Genomic DNA, 18,689 nt, shown 5'->3' with positions numbered 1-18,689 from the left:
CAAAAACCCTCGTTTCATTAAGGTTAAAACTGCCTCTTTGGGAGTAATCAACTCATTTGTGCAAAGTTACATTTCTGAAACGTTATTTCTGTAAGGTTGTTAAAATGTGCAGGGTTTACTGATTTCAATCAAAACCAATATGGACAGAAGGTGAATACTTTGTTACTTTAGCGATACGAACTTGAAATTGGTAAGACCAATTGACTCCGGGCAAAAAGGCGTAAGACAGGGAATATGGCCTACAGCAAAATTCGCCAACCAAAACTATCTGATGTGATTGAGCAGCAGCTGGAGTTTTTAATCCTCGAAGGGACTCTGCGCCCGGGTGAGAAACTTCCGCCAGAACGCGAGCTGGCAAAACAGTTCGACGTTTCACGTCCCTCTCTGCGTGAGGCGATTCAACGTCTCGAAGCAAAGGGCTTGCTGCTTCGTCGCCAGGGCGGCGGAACCTTTGTGCAAAACAGCCTGTGGCAGAGCTTCAGCGATCCGCTGGTAGAACTTCTCTCTGACCACCCAGAATCCCAGTTTGATCTGCTTGAGACCCGTCACGCGCTTGAAGGTATTGCGGCCTATTACGCCGCCCTTCGCAGCACTGATGAAGATCGCGTGCGTATCCGCGAACTGCATCAGGCCATTGAACGGGCACAGCAGTCCGGCGATTTAGACGCCGAGTCCAGCGCCGTTGTCCAGTATCAAATCGCCGTCACCGAAGCGGCCCACAACGTGGTGCTCCTCCATCTGCTACGCTGCATGGAGCCGATGCTGGCCCAGAACGTTCGTCAGAATTTTGAATTGTTGTATGCCCGTCGGGAGATGCTCCCACTGGTAAGCAACCATCGCACCCGAGTATTCGAGGCGATAATGGCCGGGGAACCGGAGCAGGCGCGTGAAGCGTCGCACCGCCATCTGGCTTTCATTGAGGAAATCTTGCTGGACCGCAGCCGTGAACAATCGCGTCGCGAACGTTCATTACGCCGCATACAGCAACGAAAGGATTAAGCGCCAGGTACTTTTAGAGCGCGGCAACTAAACGCAGAACCTGTCTTATTGTGTTCTTGCCCAAGAGCACAATGGGACAGGTTCCAGACAAATCAACGTATTAGATAGATAAGGAATACCCCCATGTCAGAACGTCTCCAAAATGACGTGGATCCGATCGAAACTCGCGACTGGCTACAGGCGATCGAATCGGTCATCCGTGAAGAAGGTGTTGAGCGCGCTCAGTATCTGATTGATCAGCTGCTTTCTGAAGCCCGCAAAGGCGGTGTGAAGGTTGCTTCAGGTGCAGGGGCTAGCAACTACGTAAACACGATTGCCGTCGAAGACGAACCGGAATACCCGGGCAATCTGGATCTGGAACGTCGTATCCGTTCTGCAATCCGCTGGAACGCCATCATGACCGTTCTGCGCGCATCCAAGAAAGACCTGGAACTGGGTGGACACATGGCGTCCTTCCAGTCTTCTGCTACCGTTTACGAAGTGTGCTTCAACCACTTCTTCCGTGCAGCTAACGAGAAAGACGGCGGCGATCTGGTGTACTTCCAGGGCCACATCTCTCCGGGCATCTATGCACGTGCATTCCTGGAAGGTCGTCTGACTGAAGAGCAGATGAACAACTTCCGTCAGGAAGTTCACGGTAAAGGTCTGTCTTCTTACCCGCACCCTAAACTGATGCCTGAATTCTGGCAGTTCCCGACCGTATCTATGGGTCTGGGTCCAATCGGTGCGATCTATCAGGCTAAATTCCTGAAATACCTGGAACACCGTGGTCTGAAAGACACCTCCGAGCAGACCGTTTACGCCTTCCTGGGCGACGGCGAAATGGATGAGCCAGAATCTAAAGGTGCGATCACCATCGCGACCCGTGAGAAGCTGGACAACCTGTGCTTCATCATCAACTGTAACCTGCAGCGTCTGGATGGTCCGGTAACCGGTAACGGCAAGATCATCAACGAACTGGAAGGCATCTTCGCAGGTGCTGGCTGGAACGTGATTAAAGTCATGTGGGGCGGTCGTTGGGATGAGCTGCTGCGTAAAGACACCAGCGGTAAACTGATCCAGCTGATGAACGAAACCGTTGACGGTGACTATCAGACCTTCAAATCCAAAGACGGTGCCTACGTTCGTGAGCACTTCTTCGGCAAATACCCTGAAACCGCAGCACTGGTTGCAGACTGGACTGATGAGCAGATCTGGGCCCTGAACCGCGGTGGTCACGATCCGAAGAAAGTCTACGCTGCACTGAAAAAAGCGCAGGAAACCAAAGGTAAAGCGACCGTAATCCTGGCCCACACCATCAAAGGTTACGGCATGGGTGATACCGCAGAAGGTAAAAACATCGCTCACCAGGTTAAGAAAATGAACATGGACGGCGTGCGTTATATCCGCGACCGTTTCAACGTTCCAGTGACCGATGAGCAGGTAGAAAACCTGTCTTACATCACCTTCCCGGAAGGGTCTGAAGAGCATAAGTACCTGCACGAACGTCGTCAGGCGCTGAAAGGCTACCTGCCAGCTCGTCAGCCTAACTTCACCGAGAAGCTGGAACTGCCAGCGCTGGAAGACTTCTCTCAGCTGCTGGAAGAGCAGAACAAAGAGATCTCTACCACTATCGCTTTCGTTCGTGCCCTGAACGTGATGCTGAAGAACAAGTCGATCAAAGATCGTCTGGTTCCAATCATCGCCGACGAAGCGCGTACTTTCGGTATGGAAGGTCTGTTCCGTCAGATCGGTATCTACAGCCCGAACGGCCAGCAGTACACCCCGCAGGACCGTGAGCAGGTTGCATACTACAAAGAAGACGAGAAAGGTCAGATCCTGCAGGAAGGTATCAACGAGCTGGGCGCAGGCGCATCCTGGCTGGCTGCTGCGACCTCTTACAGCACCAACAACCTGCCGATGATCCCGTTCTACATTTACTACTCCATGTTCGGGTTCCAGCGTATCGGTGACCTGTGCTGGCAGGCAGGCGACCAGCAGGCTCGCGGATTCCTGGTAGGCGGTACCTCCGGTCGTACGACCCTGAACGGTGAAGGTCTGCAGCACGAAGATGGCCACAGCCACATTCAGTCTCTGACTATCCCTAACTGTATCTCTTACGACCCGTCTTACGCGTACGAAGTGGCAGTCATCATGCATGACGGTCTGCAGCGCATGTACGGTGAAGCGCAAGAGAACATTTACTACTACATCACCACCCTGAACGAAAACTACCACATGCCGGCAATGCCAGCAGGTGCCGAGGAAGGTATCCGTAAAGGTATCTACAAACTCGAAACCCTCGAAGGTAGCAAAGGTAAAGTTCAGCTGCTGGGCTCCGGTTCTATCCTGCGTCACGTCCGTGAAGCGGCTCAGATCCTGGCGAAAGACTACGGTGTGGGCTCCGACGTGTACTCTGTGACCTCCTTCACTGAGCTGGCGCGTGATGGCCAGGATTGTGAGCGCTGGAACATGCTGCACCCAATGGAAACTCCACGCGTTCCGTACATCGCTCAGGTGATGAACGATGCACCAGCGGTGGCGTCTACTGACTATATGAAACTGTTCGCAGAGCAGGTTCGTACTTACGTTCCAGCTGATGATTATCGCGTTCTGGGTACTGACGGCTTCGGTCGTTCTGACAGCCGCGAAAACCTGCGTCACCACTTCGAAGTTGATGCTTCTTACGTGGTTGTAGCAGCACTGGGCGAACTGGCTAAACGTGGCGAAATCGATAAGAAAGTGGTTGCGGACGCAATCACCAAATTCAACATCGATGCAGAAAAAGTTAACCCGCGTCTGGCGTAAGAGGTAAAAGAATAATGGCTATCGAAATCAATGTACCGGACATCGGGGCTGATGAAGTTGAAATCACCGAGATCCTGGTCAAAGTAGGCGACAAAGTTGAAGCTGAACAGTCGCTGATCACCGTAGAAGGCGACAAAGCCTCTATGGAAGTCCCGTCTCCTCAGGCTGGCATCGTTAAAGAGATCAAAGTCTCTGTTGGCGATAAAACCGAGACTGGCAAACTGATCATGATTTTCGATTCCGCCGACGGTGCAGCAGCAGCTGCACCTGCGCAGGAAGAGAAGAAAGAAGCCGCTCCGGCCGCCGCTGCTCCAGCCGCTGCCGCAAGCGCGAAAGAAGTGAACGTGCCTGACATCGGCGGTGACGAAGTTGAAGTCACTGAAATCCTGGTGAAAGTGGGCGACACCGTTGCCGCTGAGCAGTCACTGATCACCGTAGAAGGTGACAAAGCCTCTATGGAAGTGCCAGCGCCGTTCGCCGGTACCGTTAAAGAGATCAAGATCAACACCGGCGACAAAGTGTCTACCGGGTCGCTTATCATGATCTTCGAAGTGGCGGGTGCTGCACCTGCTGCCGCGCCAGCACAGGCCGCTGCTCCGGCTCCGGCTGCTGCACCAGCAGCTGCTGGCGGCGCGAAAGACGTTAACGTACCGGACATCGGCGGTGACGAAGTTGAAGTAACCGAAGTGATGGTGAAAGTGGGCGACAAAGTTGCCGCTGAACAGTCACTGATCACCGTTGAAGGCGACAAGGCTTCTATGGAAGTCCCTGCGCCGTTCGCGGGTACCGTTAAAGAGATCAAAATCAGCACCGGCGACAAAGTGTCTACCGGCTCTCTGATCATGGTCTTCGAAGTGGAAGGCGCTGCGCCTGCCGCAGCTCCGGCACCTGCTGCTGCACCGGCTCAGGCGTCTAAACCTGCTGCGGCTCCTGCTGCAAAAGCGGAAGGCAAATCTGAGTTCGCTGAAAACGACGCTTACGTCCACGCTACCCCGCTGATTCGTCGCCTGGCGCGCGAATTCGGTGTGAACCTGGCGAAAGTGAAAGGGACCGGCCGTAAGGGTCGTATCCTGCGCGAAGACGTTCAGACCTACGTGAAAGACGCGGTGAAACGCGCCGAAGCTGCACCTGCTGCAGCCGCCGGTGGCGGTATCCCGGGCATGCTGCCATGGCCAAAAGTGGACTTCAGCAAGTTCGGCGAAATCGAAGAAGTGGAGCTGGGCCGTATCCAGAAAATATCTGGTGCTAACCTGAGCCGTAACTGGGTGATGATCCCGCACGTTACGCACTTCGATAAGACCGATATCACCGATCTGGAAGCGTTCCGTAAACAGCAGAACGCCGAAGCTGAGAAGCGCAAGCTGGACGTGAAATTCACCCCAGTGGTCTTCATCATGAAAGCCGTTGCCGCTGCCCTTGAGCAGATGCCTCGCTTCAACAGCTCCCTGTCCGAAGACGGTCAGAAGCTGACGCTGAAGAAATACATCAACATCGGTGTTGCGGTTGATACGCCAAATGGTCTGGTTGTTCCGGTCTTTAAAGACGTGAACAAGAAGAGCATTACCGAGCTGTCCCGTGAACTGACCACCATCTCCAAAAAAGCGCGTGATGGTAAGCTGACTGCCGGCGAAATGCAGGGCGGCTGCTTCACTATCTCCAGCATCGGCGGCCTGGGTACCACCCACTTCGCGCCGATTGTGAACGCGCCGGAAGTGGCTATCCTCGGTGTGTCCAAGTCCGCGATGGAGCCAGTGTGGAATGGCAAAGAGTTCGTGCCGCGTCTGATGATGCCAATCTCTCTGTCCTTCGACCACCGCGTGATCGACGGTGCTGATGGTGCGCGCTTCATCACCATCATCAACAACACCCTGAGCGACATTCGCCGCCTGGTGATGTAATCGAAAAGCCGGCCAGTCGGCCGGCTTTTTTCTGATAATCTCATGGTGTTTGTGAGGTTATTGGCGAAAGCGACAATTCGTGAGCCGTTTGTTGTTTCAAAATTGTTAACAATTTTGTAAACTGCGGGCGGATAGAACGACCCGGTGGACGACGGGTATAAATTAAGAGGTCATGATGAGCACAGAAATCAAAACTCAGGTCGTAGTACTTGGGGCAGGCCCGGCAGGTTACTCCGCAGCATTCCGCGCCGCGGATTTAGGTCTGGAAACCGTCATCGTAGAACGTTACAGCACCCTCGGCGGTGTTTGTCTGAACGTCGGCTGTATCCCTTCTAAAGCGCTGCTGCACGTAGCGAAAGTTATCGAAGAAGCCAAAGCGCTGGCTGAACACGGTATCGTCTTCGGCGAGCCGAAAACCGATATCGACAAAATTCGTACCTGGAAAGAGAAAGTTATCACTCAGCTGACCGGCGGTCTGGCGGGTATGGCCAAAGGCCGTAAAGTGAAAGTGGTAAACGGTCTGGGTAAATTCACCGGTGCGAACACCCTGGAAGTGGAAGGCGAAAACGGTAAAACCGTGATCAACTTCGACAACGCGATCATCGCGGCAGGCTCTCGCCCAATCGAACTGCCATTCATTCCGCATGAAGATCCACGCGTGTGGGATTCCACCGATGCCCTGGAGCTGAAAACCGTTCCTAAGCGTCTGCTGGTTATGGGCGGCGGTATCATCGGTCTGGAAATGGGTACCGTGTACCATGCGCTGGGTTCAGAGATCGACGTGGTTGAAATGTTCGACCAGGTTATCCCGGCAGCCGACAAAGACATCGTTAAAGTCTTCACCAAACGTATCAGCAAGAAATTCAACCTGATGCTGGAAACCAAAGTGACTGCCGTTGAAGCGAAAGAAGACGGTATTTACGTTTCCATGGAAGGCAAAAAAGCCCCTGCAGAAGCGCAGCGTTACGACGCCGTGCTGGTGGCTATCGGCCGCGTGCCGAATGGTAAAAACCTCAATGCTGGCGCAGCTGGCGTGGAAGTGGACGACCGTGGCTTTATCCGCGTTGATAAGCAGCTGCGCACCAACGTGCCGCACATCTTTGCTATCGGCGACATCGTCGGTCAGCCAATGCTGGCGCACAAAGGTGTTCACGAAGGTCACGTTGCCGCTGAAGTTATCGCTGGCATGAAACACTACTTCGATCCGAAAGTGATCCCATCTATCGCGTACACCGAGCCAGAAGTTGCCTGGGTGGGTCTGACCGAGAAAGAAGCGAAAGAGAAAGGCATCAGCTACGAAACCGCCACCTTCCCGTGGGCTGCTTCTGGCCGTGCTATCGCTTCCGATTGCGCAGATGGCGTGACCAAACTGATCTTCGACAAAGAGACTCACCGCGTGATCGGTGGTGCGATTGTCGGTACCAACGGCGGCGAGCTGCTGGGTGAAATCGGTCTGGCTATTGAAATGGGCTGTGACGCGGAAGACATCGCGCTGACCATCCACGCTCACCCGACTCTGCACGAGTCTGTGGGCCTGGCGGCAGAAGTGTTCGAAGGTAGCATCACCGACCTGCCAAACGCGAAAGCGAAGAAGAAATAAGTTTCTCTGCGCTTGATAAACGCCTCTTCGGAGGCGTTTTTTTTTGCCTGGCACTACCGGATTTAGTAGTCATCCTGTTGATATTTCCGCTAAAAATTTCCCTTCATCTGCCGATACTTTTTTCACCATTGTGTGGCTACTGGCCACGCGGTTTAGGGGTTCTGGACTCTTTTATTACACGAAAAAAGGAAAATACATGTCTTTGAAGAAAGTGGCGGTAATTGGCTTAGTGGCGGCAGCGCTGACGCTGACAGGGTGCGGTGCGGTAACGACGGCGGTGAAGAAACGCAACCTGGAAGTGAAAACCCAGATGAGTGAAACCGTCTGGCTTGAGCCATCCAACGAGAAAACGGTCTACATTCAGGTTAAAAACACCTCCGATAAAGACATGAGCAACCTGCAGACCCTGCTGGCGAACGACTTGATTGCCAAGGGCTATAAAGTGACCAGCTCCCCTGACGGCGCATATTACTGGGTGCAGGCAAACGTCCTGAAAGCCGACAAAATGGACCTGCGTGAAGCTCAGGGCTACCTGAAAACCGGGTATGAAGGTGCGGCTGTGGGCGCTGCACTGGGTGCCGGGATCACCGCTTATAACAGCAACTCTTCCGGTGCAGCGCTGGGCGTGGGTCTGGCGGCGGGTCTGATCGGCATGGCGGCAGACGCCATGGTGGAAGATGTAAACTACACCATGGTGACTGACCTGCAGATCTCTGAGCGCAGCAAAGCAAAAGTCACAACCGATAATATCGCTGCCCTGCGTCAGGGTACCTCTGGCGTGAAACTGCAGACCAGCACCGAGCAGGGCGATCGTGCGAAGTATCAGACCCGCGTGGTGTCTAACGCCAACAAGGTGAACCTGAAGTTCGAAGAGGCGAAGCCGGTTCTGGAAGCGCAGCTGGCGAAATCGGTCGCGAATATTCTGTAGGAAAACAGCCGGGTGGCGACGTCGCCTTACCCGGCCTGCCTGCATTACGGGGCGACGGGTTGCCAGGTCTTATCCAGAGGGTATGCGGTCAGGGCATTTGCTTTCTTCGCGGAATCACTGCCGAGATCGCTCTGGTACACCTTGTCGTCCTGATTGATGGTGAAGCTCATCACCCCCGTCTGACCGTAAGTGACTGGCCAGGCGATCATTGCGAAACCGTTATTATCCGGCAAAATGCGGAAACGATAGCCGTGATAGCCTGCTCCTGGCTCTTTCGGACTGAACGCCGGACCCAGCGGGCTTGGCGCTTCGCCTGGCGAGACGGGCCAGTACAGACCGTCCTTTTTCTCCTCAGAACTGACAATTTTCTGCGCATACTTCTGGTTCAACGCAAAATAGCTCTGCTGAGCATCGACATAGGCATGCAGCGCCTCGATGACACCGAGTTCGTTACGCCCAATCTCGCGCGAGAGGATCGCTTCGGCGCCTGCTTTAATGTCAAATTGCCAGCCGGTAGCGGTTTTCATCACCGGGATCGGCAACTGCCAGTCGCTCTCTCCAACAACCAGATGCGCCACATCGCCCTCGATGGCGGTATCATGGCGAACTTTCCAGTCTCTCAGAAAACGATCAACGGCATCCGGGTCGACCCCTTCAGGCGGCAGGAAGTCGCGCCAGTTCTCCCCAAGCAGAACGCTCATTGCACGTTCATCATGCTTACTGATGGCGCTCACCAGCGCGTCGGTTGCCTGGCCTGGCGTGCTGAACGATTGCTGTGCCATCGCGGTGGCCGAAAGCATGAATAACGCCATTCCACAGAGTAGTTTACTTTTCATGTCGGCTCCCTTAACGGTGACGGAATTCACGGTGTTCTGCGCGTCCGGCTGAGGCCTGACGGGGCTGCTGATGGCGGGCAGCGACTTGTCTGCTCTGCTCGCCCCGACGCTGCTGGGCTTGCCAGTTGGCGGAGCGGCTATCGTTGCCGCTCAGCGCATTAGCGCGATGCTGGCTGGTTCGCTGCTGAACATTTCTCTGCTGGGCCGTGCGCTGCTGTGAGGGTTGCGAAACCCGTTTTTCCTGTCGTTGTGTGGCCGTACGGTTGTTCTCAGTTCGCTTCGCGATTTGCGGTTTGGTGTCGTAGCCGCGGTAGTTATTGCGCTGTGAAATCTGCTTCAGCTGTTGGCTGGAAGCCTGACGCTGTGCCGGGCGCGTTGCCTGAGGGAACGTTTTTCCTGTCGATTTTTCCATTTGGCTCAATGCGGCCTGACGCTGGCTGTCCCGATTGACCGGTTTTTGCTGCGTCGCACTGAGCCCTGTCGCCGCGTTCGTGGAGTGGAAACGGGTATTGAGCTGGTTGGTCGGGTACGGCACGCCCTCCCGATAGGCCGGGTTGTGCTGCCAGGTGCGGTTGGCGTCCGTCAGACGCTGCCCACTGATTTTATTGAAGTTATCAACGTTGATATTAATGTTGTTATCGCCGTTGCGGTTATAGCCGCCATGATTATCCCAGTCATCATCGTGATGGTGGTGGTCCCAGTCATCGTCGTCATCCCAGTCGATGTTGCTGAAGATGGCATAGGTTGTCGCCACCCCCAGACTGAAGCCGAGACCCTTGACCAGGCTGTCGGTAAATTGCTCCCCGGGTGAGGGCGGTAAATAGGTGGGCGGGTAGGCCGCGTTTGGCCAGGTACCGTAAACCGTATTGGGGTTATAGGTCGGAACGTAAACCACCTGCGGATCGGCGGATTCAATTTTGATCACCGTCGGGCTTGTGGTGGTGGTGTTTGTTGACTCGCTGGTGGTGGTTTTTGCAGGGGCAGGTTTCGTCACGGTCGTGACCGTTTGCTGTGGCGTTGATTGCAATGCACCGGTTTGTTGCGCCAGCAAGCGCAGGCGTTGAACGGAATCCATTACGTCTTTCGGTTGGGCGAGGAAGGCATCGCCCAGATTTTGGACCCAGGGCGGATTTTCACCCATCAGCGACATCAACTGCGGAAACGCCACCAGCGACTTTACGCTCGGATCCCACGGCTGACCAGCAACGGCCTGAATGGCGGCATCGCCCTGCATTTTGGGATTATCTTTTGACCACTGTGCCGCCTGGATAACGTTTGACGGGTAGGTCGAGGCCATTAAAATTTGCGACAGCAGGGCATCCGGGTAGAGCGCAACTGGGGCAACCCACTGATCGATCTGCGCGGCCGTGTACGTGGGTGCAACGACAGGGGCGGGCTGGGCTGCGGCGGGTGCCACCGGTTGTTGCGTGACAGGAGCAGGGACGACCGACTCCGTTGCCCGGCTTTTGACAAACATAACGCCTGAGGCGGCAAACAGCCCGGCACTGCAGAGAAGGACAAGCTGGTGTGGCTTAAAGGGCAACTTCATAAAATGACTCCAACGAGACAAGCGCTGTGCCGTGAGGCGTTCTTGTTGCCGCGAGTATTATTCACCCGTGTTTGACAGTTTTGACTTTTCTTGGGAAACCACCGAAGCGTCCGGATAAAGAGTGTGTGCATTTATTACACAATTATATGCGATGCGGGAAAAGGCGCCGGGAATTCAGAAGGCCGCTCTTGCGAGCGGCCAGCAGCTAGTTGCCGAGGTTGACGACAAACAGCACTGTGATGTCGGATATGTTCCAGCCACCGTGCAGCGCGGTAAGCAGTAAACCGATTACAACGATCAGCGCAGTAATTCGCATCTCCATTGCGTGCGTTCCTGTACAGGCTACGCGGGTTCATTCTCCACCGGGAAAGGCAGAACCAGGCAAGTTGGGATTGCCGCGTAGGTTACGGAACTGCTCCCGGGCCCGGTGACTGGTTGCTACACCAGCGAAGCAGGCCGAGAAAAAGAGTAATCGACTCAGTCGTCATTCTGAAGGCGAAAAATGAAGTGAAACGAATTTTCATTTGAAACAGGAAGGCGCTACGCAAAATTGACATAATGGCTTGCAAGCCCGCGGGGCGTGATGCAAAATTCATTTCGTTGGGGTTGCCGCAAATCTGCCAACACGGTGTGCTACCACCGCAAGGCAACAAATAAACCGCCACCAGGCGGTTTTTTTGTACCCAAAATTCGTCCCGTCTCCCCGCTACACCATGCTTAACGATTCAGCAAATTTTTTAATGTTGCTTTTTTGTAAACGGATTAACACTGTGCAGAAATCCTGCTATGCTGCCCGACGCGGTATCGGGCATTTACCCTACAAACTGCTGTCTCACAGGAGCGTGAAGAGAACGCCCGCCGCATATGACAATGAGAGCGAGGAGAACCGTCGTGCTAGAAGAATACCGTAAGCACGTAGCAGAACGTGCCGCCGAGGGAATTGTACCCAAACCTTTAGATGCAACCCAAATGGCCGCGCTCGTCGAGCTGCTGAAGAACCCGCCTAAGGGCGAAGAAGAATTCCTGTTAGATCTGTTGATCAACCGCGTACCGCCTGGCGTAGATGAAGCTGCCTACGTAAAAGCCGGATTCCTTGCTGCTATCGCCAAAGGCGAAGCCACCTCCCCACTGGTTACTCCTGAAAAAGCCATTGAACTGCTCGGCACCATGCAGGGTGGTTACAACATTCATCCGCTGATTGACGCGCTGGATAACGACAAGCTGGCACCGATTGCCGCTAAAGCGCTCTCTTCCACGCTGCTGATGTTCGATAACTTCTACGATGTAGAAGAAAAAGCCAAAGCGGGCAACGTCTATGCGAAGCAGGTGATGCAGTCCTGGGCGGATGCCGAATGGTTCCTGAACCGTCCAGCACTGGCTGAAAAAATCACCGTTACCGTCTTTAAAGTGACCGGTGAAACCAACACCGATGACCTCTCTCCGGCACCGGACGCGTGGTCTCGCCCGGATATCCCTCAGCACGCCCTGGCGATGCTGAAAAACGCTCGTGAAGGCATTGAGCCGGATCAGCCGGGCAGCGTCGGCCCGATCAAACAGATCGAAGCCCTGCAGGAGAAAGGTTTCCCGCTGGCTTACGTGGGTGACGTTGTGGGTACCGGCTCTTCCCGTAAATCCGCAACCAACTCCGTGCTGTGGTTCATGGGCGACGATATCCCTCACGTGCCTAACAAGCGCGGCGGTGGCCTGTGCCTCGGTGGCAAAATTGCGCCGATCTTCTTCAACACCATGGAAGATGCGGGCGCGCTGCCGATTGAAGTGGATGTGTCCAACCTGAACATGGGCGATGTGATTGACGTTTACCCGTTCAAGGGCGAAGTGCGCAACCACGAAACCAACGAACTGCTGGCAAGCTTCGAGCTGAAAACCGACGTGCTGATCGACGAAGTGCGTGCCGGTGGTCGTATCCCGCTGATTATCGGTCGTGGCCTGACCACCAAAGCGCGTGAAGCGCTGGGTCTGCCGCACAGTGACGTGTTCCGTCAGGCGAAAGATGTGGCGGAGAGCAGCCGTGGTTACTCTCTTGCGCAGAAAATGGTGGGCCGTGCGTGCGGCGTAGCGGGTGTTCGTCCGGGCGCGTACTGCGAGCCTAAGATGACCTCCGTGGGCTCTCAGGACACCACCGGTCCAATGACCCGTGACGAACTGAAAGACCTGGCGTGCCTGGGCTTCTCGTCTGACTTGGTGATGCAGTCCTTCTGCCACACCGCGGCGTATCCGAAGCCGGTCGACGTAACCACGCACCACACGCTGCCAGACTTCATCATGAACCGCGGCGGCGTCTCTCTGCGTCCGGGTGACGGCGTCATCCACTCCTGGCTGAACCGCATGCTGCTGCCGGATACCGTGGGTACTGGCGGTGACTCTCACACCCGTTTCCCAATCGGTATCTCCTTCCCGGCGGGCTCTGGTCTGGTGGCGTTTGCTGCTGCGACCGGCGTGATGCCGCTGGATATGCCGGAATCGGTGCTGGTGCGCTTCAAAGGTAAAATGCAGCCGGGTATCACCCTGCGCGACCTGGTTCACGCGATCCCGCTGTATGCGATTAAACAGGGCCTGCTGACCGTTGAGAAGAAAGGGAAGAAAAACATCTTCTCTGGCCGCATTCTGGAAATTGAAGGTCTGCCAGATCTGAAAGTGGAACAGGCGTTCGAGCTGACCGATGCCTCCGCCGAGCGCTCTGCTGCAGGCTGTACCATCAAGCTGAACCAGGCGCCAATCGAAGAGTACCTGACCTCCAACATCGTGCTGCTGAAGTGGATGATTGCGGAAGGCTACGGCGACCGTCGTACGCTGGAGCGTCGTATTCAGGGCATGGAAAAATGGCTGGCGGATCCGCAGCTGCTGGAAGCCGATGCTGACGCAGAGTACGCGGCGGTGATCGACATCGATCTGGCAGATATTAAAGAGCCGATCCTCTGTGCACCGAACGATCCGGACGATGCGCGTCCGCTCTCTGAAGTTCAGGGCGAGAAAATCGACGAAGTGTTCATCGGTTCCTGCATGACCAACATCGGTCACTTCCGCGCTGCCGGTAAGCTGCTGGATACCCATAAAGGCCAGCTGCCGACCCGTCTGTGGGTGGCACCGCCAACCCGTATGGACGCGGCGCAGCTGACCGAAGAGGGCTACTACAGCGTGTTTGGTAAGAGTGGTGCGCGTATTGAAATCCCTGGCTGTTCCCTCTGTATGGGTAACCAGGCGCGCGTGGCTGACGGTGCGACGGTGGTATCCACCTCTACCCGTAACTTCCCGAACCGTTTAGGTACCGGTGCGAACGTCTTCCTGGCCTCTGCGGAGCTGGCGGCGGTTGCGGCGCTGATTGGCAAACTGCCAACGCCGGAAGAGTACCAGACCTTTGTGGCTCAGGTGGATAAGACAGCGGTGGATACCTATCGCTATCTGAACTTCGACCAGCTCTCTCAGTACACCGAGAAGGCTGACGGGGTTATCTTCCAGACGGCAGTATAAACAGCAAAACCGTCTCCACGAGACGGTTTTTAGTGTTTGCACCCTCTCCCGTGGGAGAGGGACGGGGTGAGGGCATCAGGCCGCAGGGTCTTGCTCTCACCTTTTTATTTTCATTCCTCCCACCTCTCACGCTTTTTTTCTTCCCCGCTGCTGCGATAATTACCCTAATGGCTTTGCAGAGGAAAACACTATGGATTACGAATTTCTGCGCGACATCACCGGAGTGGTGAAAGTGCGTATGTCGATGGGCCACGAAGCCGTAGGACACTGGTTTAACGAAGAGGTGAAGGAGAATCTCGCACTTCTTGATGAAGTGGAAGAGGCGGCGAAGACGGTAAAAGGCAGTGAGCGCTCCTGGCAGCGCGCCGGGCATGAATACACCCTGTGGATGGATGGCGAAGAGGTGATGGTGCGCGCCAACCAACTTGAGTTTTCAGGTGACGAGATGGAAGAGGGGATGAGCTACTACGACGAAGAGAGCCTGTCGATGTGCGGCGTAGAGGATTTCCTTCAGGTGGTAAATGCGTACCGCGACTTTATGAAACAGAAATAACAGACCGGAGCATCCCTGCTCCGGCTTACTCTTACACGGCCGGAATATTGCGGCCGTAGTAGATCTCGCGCATCTCTTTCCAGAGCAGGTCAGTAATCGCCTTACGCTCTTGTTCGCTCAAATCTTCCGGTTTGGTATGGAACATGTAGTGCTTAAGGTCGAACTCCTTAAGTAACATCTTGGTATGGAAGATGTTCTCCTGATACACGTTCACGTCCATCATGTCGTACAGCGATTTCATGTCTTCAGACATAAAGTTCTGAATAGAGTTGATCTCATGGTCGATGAAGTGCTTCATACCGTTGATATCACGGGTAAAACCACGCACGCGATAATCAATCGTGACGATGTCCGATTCCAGCTGGTGGATTAAATAGTTCAGCGCGTTTAGCGGCGAGATCACGCCGCAGGTCGACACTTCTATGTCCGCGCGGAAGGTGCATAGCCCGCCTTCAGGGTGGCTTTCCGGGTAGGTGTGTACGCAGATGTGGCTCTTATCGAGATGCGCGACGACCACTTCCGGCAGCGGGCCCGGATGCTCGGTTTTGTCGATAAGCTTCGGGTCTACCGGCTCTTCGCTCACCAGAATGGTGACGCTCGCGCCCTGAGGTTCATAATCCTGACGCGCGATGTTCAGAATGTTGGCGCCAATGATTGAGCAGGTTTCTGACAGGATCTCCGTCAGGCGGTTAGCGTTGTAGAGTTCATCGATATAGGCGATGTAGCCATCGCGTTCTTCTGCAGTTTTGACGTAGCAGATATCGTAAATACAAAAACTCAGGCTTTTGGTCAGGTTGTTAAAGCCATGCAGTTTCAGCTTTTTCAATTAGCTCACCCCCTTAGAGGACAGTGCGTCTTGCAGATATTGTGGCAAGGCAAACGCCGCGGTATGGACGGCTGGGTTGTAATAGCGACATTTAAGACCCGCCTGGTGGAAGCGCGCCTGAATGATTTCGGTAGAGAGATGACGCAGCACCTCGTTGTCGGTCGCCCACGCAAAGGTCATGATCCCGCCGTAATAGGTCGGGATCGCGGCCTGGTAGAAGCTGACGTCGCTGAAGTAGGTGCTCAGCTTGCGGTGGCTGTCGAGGGCTTCATCCTGCTGCAGGAAGCAGACGCCGTTTTGCGCGACGAAGATCCCGCCGGGATTCAGGCAGCGCTTGCAGCCTTCGTAGAACGAGGAGGTAAACAGCGACGCGCCCGGACCGATCGGGTCGGTGCAGTCAGAGATAATTACATCAAACGTTTGCGTGGTCTGGTTAACAAAATTGACGCCGTCATCGATAACCAGATTAAAGCGCGGATCGTCGTAGCTGCCGGCATTATGGTTGGGCAGGTACTGACGGCAGAACGAAACCACACCCGCGTCGATTTCCACCATCGTGATGGTTTCGACGGACTGATGTCGGGACACTTCACGCAGCATCGCGCCGTCGCCGCCGCCAATAATCAGAACGTGCTTTGCGTGGCCGTGGGCCAGCAGCGGAACGTGGGTCATCATCTCGTGATAAATAAACTCATCGCGCTCGGTAGTTTGGACCACGCCGTCCAGCGCCATGACGCGGCCAAAGGCGGCGTTCTCGAAGATGATCAGATCCTGATGATCGGTCTTCTCGTGATAAAGCACGTTATCAACGGCAAAGTACTGACCAAACTGATCGTGCAGCGTTTCTTGCCATACCGTTTTCTCGGTCATGGGCTGTCCTCTCCATCGTTTACATCCTGACAATCAGCAGAAGGGGCGCAACACATCACCGCCGTGAAGCGGTTAACGAGTCAACAAGGGGCGTCGGGAAGGTTACTTCACGTAGGCGAGCAGGCTGAGTGAATCACGAGCCAGCGCTTTGCATTTTTTAGCAGTGGGAATACCGATACCGCTCAAATCGCGGTAGCTGTCTTCACCGAGCGCCTTCATGTCGAAGCTGTCGTAGTTGCTGAGATCCCATTGGTTCTGCTGGGCAAAAAAGACCAGTGCGCGACGAATCTGCCCGTTGGGTAAATTCTGGTAACCACAATCGTTTTTCAGAAACACAAACACTGCCGTTAGATCGGCCATATCTTCTGCTTCGTTTTCACTCAGCGCGTAACTGTTCGCACACATCGCCATCAGGCCACTGAACAAAATTGTTCTGAAAAACGTCTTCATTGCTTCTACCACTGCATCACGGAAAATTAACGTTAGCATACTTGATGCCAGGCCGACGACCTTTATTATTGCCGCTTTACTTGACCTTCCGGTAAGGGGAGGGTTTATGCTCAAAAGATCGCCGGCTGGAAATAAGGAAATGAACATGCAACGTCGTGATTTTTTAAAATATTCCGCTGCGCTGGGGGCTGCCAGCGCATTACCACTCTGGAGTCGCGCCGTTTTCGCGGCTGACAGACCCGCCTTACCCATTCCTGAATTGCTGACTGCTGATGCCCGCAGTCGTATCCAGCTTGTGGTGCAATCAGGCAAAACGACCTTTGGTGCGAATACCGCCGCAACCTGGGGCTATAACGGAAATCTCCTCGGCCCGGCGCTCCAGTTACGCAAAGGAAAAACCGTCACCGTTGATATCCACAACACGCTGTCGGAAGAGACCACGCTGCACTGGCACGGGCTGGAAGTGCCGGGCGAAGTGGACGGGGGACCGCAGGGCGTTATCAAGGCGGGTGGTAAACGCAGCGTGACCTTTACCCCTGACCAACGTGCGGCGACCTGCTGGTTCCACCCGCATCAGCACGGCAAAACGGGCCATCAGGTGGCGATGGGGCTGGCGGGGCTGGTGCTGATTGAAGACGATGAAAGCCGCCTGATGCGCCTGCCGAAACAGTGGGGCATCGACGACGTTCCGGTGATTGTGCAGGACAAGAAATTCAACGCTGACGGGCAAATCGACTACCAGCTGGACGTGATGAGTGCGGCGGTGGGCTGGTTTGGCGACACGCTGCTGACCAACGGCGCGATCTACCCTCAGCATGCCGCGCCGAAAGGCTGGCTGCGTTTACGTCTGCTTAATGGCTGTAACGCCCGTTCGCTGAACTTCGCCGCCAGCGATAAGCGCCCGCTGTACGTGGTGGCAAGCGACGGTGGACTCCTGCCGGAGCCGGTAAAAGTGAACGCGTTGCCGATGCTGATGGGCGAGCGCTTCGAGGTGCTGGTGGACATCAGCGACGGCAAGGCGTTTGACCTCGTAACCCTGCCAGTCAGCCAGATGGGGATGGCGGTTGCGCCATTTGATAAGCCGCATCCGGTGCTGCGTATTCAGCCTTTACTGGTGACCGCTTCCGGCACGTTGCCGGATACGTTAACCACCCTGCCAGCGCTCCCGTCGCTTGACGGGCTTACGCAGCGCAAGCTGCAGCTCTCCATGAACCCGATGCTCGACATGATGGGCATGCAGGCGCTGATGGCGAAATATGGCGATCAGGCAATGGCGGGGATGCACCACGGGCAGATGATGGGCCATATGAATATGGACCACGGCAAAATGGGCGGCATGGGGAACATGAATCACGGCGACCACGGCTTTGATTTCCACAACGCCAATATGATCAACGGCAAAGCGTTCGACATGAACACGCCGATGTTCGCTGCGACAAAGGGGCAGTTTGAGCGCTGGGTGATTTCGGGCGAAGGGGACATGATGCTGCATCCGTTCCACATCCACGGCACCCAGTTCCGCATTCTCTCAGAAAACGGCAAAGCGCCGGATGCACACCGCGCGGGCTGGAAAGATACGGTGAGGGTGGAAGGTGGCGTCAGCGAGGTGCTGGTGAAGTTTGACCACGATGCGCCGAAGGCGTTTGCCTATATGGCGCACTGCCATCTGCTGGAGCATGAGGATACGGGGATGATGCTTGGTTTTACCGTATAAAAAAGCCGGGTGGCGGCTTCGCCTTACCCGGCCTACATTTCGCAGGTGCGGCCTGATGCCCTCACCCTGACCCTCTCCCATGTACGGTCCGGGGACATAGTGAACACTTGTTCGGGGACATGGTAGACACTTACAACTAAGGCATAAGAACCCGTTTATGGAGTCGCTTATGCCCTGGGATGCGAGAGAT

Annotated in this window: 13 protein-coding genes; 8 read left to right on the top strand and 5 right to left on the bottom strand. The window is 55.1% G+C overall.

Features of this window, described 5'->3' with window-relative positions; genetic code table 11:
- Window positions 1–234: 234 nt before the first annotated feature.
- The 5 genes from pdhR to traT all read left to right on the top strand — a co-directional run bounded on the left by pdhR (window position 235) and on the right by traT (window position 8,212).
- The gene (pdhR, locus tag ACTJJA_RS09965; RefSeq protein ID WP_006173806.1) at window positions 235–999 is read left to right on the top strand and encodes a pyruvate dehydrogenase complex transcriptional repressor PdhR; all 765 of its coding nucleotides are present in this window, start codon (window positions 235–237) and stop codon (window positions 997–999) included.
- Between the two features lie 123 nt (window positions 1,000–1,122).
- Entirely contained in the window at window positions 1,123–3,786 is a 2,664-nt protein-coding gene (aceE, locus tag ACTJJA_RS09960; protein WP_059310644.1) for a pyruvate dehydrogenase (acetyl-transferring), homodimeric type, read from the top strand.
- A 14-nt stretch (window positions 3,787–3,800) separates the two neighbouring features.
- Window positions 3,801–5,684, top strand: coding sequence for a pyruvate dehydrogenase complex dihydrolipoyllysine-residue acetyltransferase (aceF, locus tag ACTJJA_RS09955; RefSeq protein ID WP_440667755.1), 1,884 nt, complete (start codon window positions 3,801–3,803; stop codon window positions 5,682–5,684).
- A gap of 175 nt (window positions 5,685–5,859) precedes the next feature.
- Entirely contained in the window at window positions 5,860–7,284 is a 1,425-nt protein-coding gene (lpdA, locus tag ACTJJA_RS09950; RefSeq protein WP_042718239.1) for a dihydrolipoyl dehydrogenase, read from the top strand.
- A gap of 196 nt (window positions 7,285–7,480) precedes the next feature.
- Complete coding sequence (traT, locus tag ACTJJA_RS09945; protein ID WP_089599168.1) at window positions 7,481–8,212, top strand: conjugal transfer complement resistance protein TraT; 732 nt, start codon at window positions 7,481–7,483, stop codon at window positions 8,210–8,212.
- Between the two features lie 44 nt (window positions 8,213–8,256).
- Here the strand turns inward: traT and ACTJJA_RS09940 are convergent, their stop codons facing one another.
- Both ACTJJA_RS09940 and ACTJJA_RS09935 read right to left on the bottom strand, forming a co-directional pair.
- Window positions 8,257–9,048 carry a DUF2950 family protein gene (locus ACTJJA_RS09940; protein WP_440667753.1) on the bottom strand — a complete coding sequence of 264 codons (792 nt, stop codon included), beginning with the start codon at window positions 9,046–9,048 and terminating at the stop codon, window positions 8,257–8,259.
- 10 nt (window positions 9,049–9,058) lie between these two features.
- A complete protein-coding gene (locus ACTJJA_RS09935; RefSeq protein WP_440667751.1) occupies window positions 9,059–10,597 on the bottom strand; it encodes a DUF3300 domain-containing protein in 1,539 nt (512 codons plus the stop codon).
- An 891-nt stretch (window positions 10,598–11,488) separates the two neighbouring features.
- Here ACTJJA_RS09935 and acnB point away from each other — a divergent pair.
- Window positions 11,489–14,086, top strand: coding sequence for a bifunctional aconitate hydratase 2/2-methylisocitrate dehydratase (acnB, locus tag ACTJJA_RS09930; protein ID WP_440667749.1), 2,598 nt, complete (start codon window positions 11,489–11,491; stop codon window positions 14,084–14,086).
- A gap of 190 nt (window positions 14,087–14,276) precedes the next feature.
- Complete coding sequence (gene yacL, locus ACTJJA_RS09925) at window positions 14,277–14,639, top strand: protein YacL (RefSeq protein WP_010426919.1); 363 nt, start codon at window positions 14,277–14,279, stop codon at window positions 14,637–14,639.
- 31 nt (window positions 14,640–14,670) lie between these two features.
- Here yacL and speD read toward each other — a convergent pair whose 3' ends face one another.
- The 3 genes from speD to ACTJJA_RS09910 form a co-directional block, all read right to left on the bottom strand.
- The gene (speD, locus tag ACTJJA_RS09920) at window positions 14,671–15,465 is read right to left on the bottom strand and encodes an adenosylmethionine decarboxylase (RefSeq protein WP_440667746.1); all 795 of its coding nucleotides are present in this window, start codon (window positions 15,463–15,465) and stop codon (window positions 14,671–14,673) included.
- Window positions 15,466–16,335 (bottom strand): polyamine aminopropyltransferase, encoded by an 870-nt coding sequence (speE, locus tag ACTJJA_RS09915; RefSeq protein WP_010426914.1) that lies wholly within the window; start codon window positions 16,333–16,335, stop codon window positions 15,466–15,468.
- A 102-nt stretch (window positions 16,336–16,437) separates the two neighbouring features.
- Entirely contained in the window at window positions 16,438–16,785 is a 348-nt protein-coding gene (locus ACTJJA_RS09910) for a YacC family pilotin-like protein (protein WP_010426912.1), read from the bottom strand.
- 145 nt (window positions 16,786–16,930) lie between these two features.
- On the opposite strand from ACTJJA_RS09910, the gene cueO reads away from it, so the two are divergent.
- Complete coding sequence (cueO, locus tag ACTJJA_RS09905) at window positions 16,931–18,499, top strand: multicopper oxidase CueO (RefSeq protein WP_440667745.1); 1,569 nt, start codon at window positions 16,931–16,933, stop codon at window positions 18,497–18,499.
- Window positions 18,500–18,689: the final 190 nt, after the last annotated feature.

It is taken from the genome of Enterobacter sp. 22452, from assembly GCF_052045065.1.
Taxonomy (GTDB): domain Bacteria; phylum Pseudomonadota; class Gammaproteobacteria; order Enterobacterales; family Enterobacteriaceae; genus Enterobacter; species Enterobacter mori.
The sequence above is the reverse complement of the archived record's forward strand: the minus strand, read 5'-3'. Positions and strand labels throughout refer to the sequence as shown.

Bases quoted from the DNA above. Each gene is read 5' to 3' on its own strand.
- aceF (WP_440667755.1), top strand. From the start codon at position 3,801: ATGGCTATCGAAATCAATGTACCGGACATCGGGGCTGATGAAGTTGAA.
- lpdA (WP_042718239.1), top strand. From the start codon at position 5,860: ATGAGCACAGAAATCAAAACTCAGGTCGTAGTACTTGGGGCAGGCCCG.
- speE (WP_010426914.1), bottom strand. From the start codon at position 16,335: ATGACCGAGAAAACGGTATGGCAAGAAACGCTGCACGATCAGTTTGGT.
- ACTJJA_RS09935 (WP_440667751.1), bottom strand. From the start codon at position 10,597: ATGAAGTTGCCCTTTAAGCCACACCAGCTTGTCCTTCTCTGCAGTGCC.
- traT (WP_089599168.1), top strand. From the start codon at position 7,481: ATGTCTTTGAAGAAAGTGGCGGTAATTGGCTTAGTGGCGGCAGCGCTG.
- pdhR (WP_006173806.1), top strand. From the start codon at position 235: ATGGCCTACAGCAAAATTCGCCAACCAAAACTATCTGATGTGATTGAG.
- ACTJJA_RS09910 (WP_010426912.1), bottom strand. From the start codon at position 16,785: ATGAAGACGTTTTTCAGAACAATTTTGTTCAGTGGCCTGATGGCGATG.
- ACTJJA_RS09940 (WP_440667753.1), bottom strand. From the start codon at position 9,048: ATGAAAAGTAAACTACTCTGTGGAATGGCGTTATTCATGCTTTCGGCC.
- cueO (WP_440667745.1), top strand. From the start codon at position 16,931: ATGCAACGTCGTGATTTTTTAAAATATTCCGCTGCGCTGGGGGCTGCC.
- aceE (WP_059310644.1), top strand. From the start codon at position 1,123: ATGTCAGAACGTCTCCAAAATGACGTGGATCCGATCGAAACTCGCGAC.
- yacL (WP_010426919.1), top strand. From the start codon at position 14,277: ATGGATTACGAATTTCTGCGCGACATCACCGGAGTGGTGAAAGTGCGT.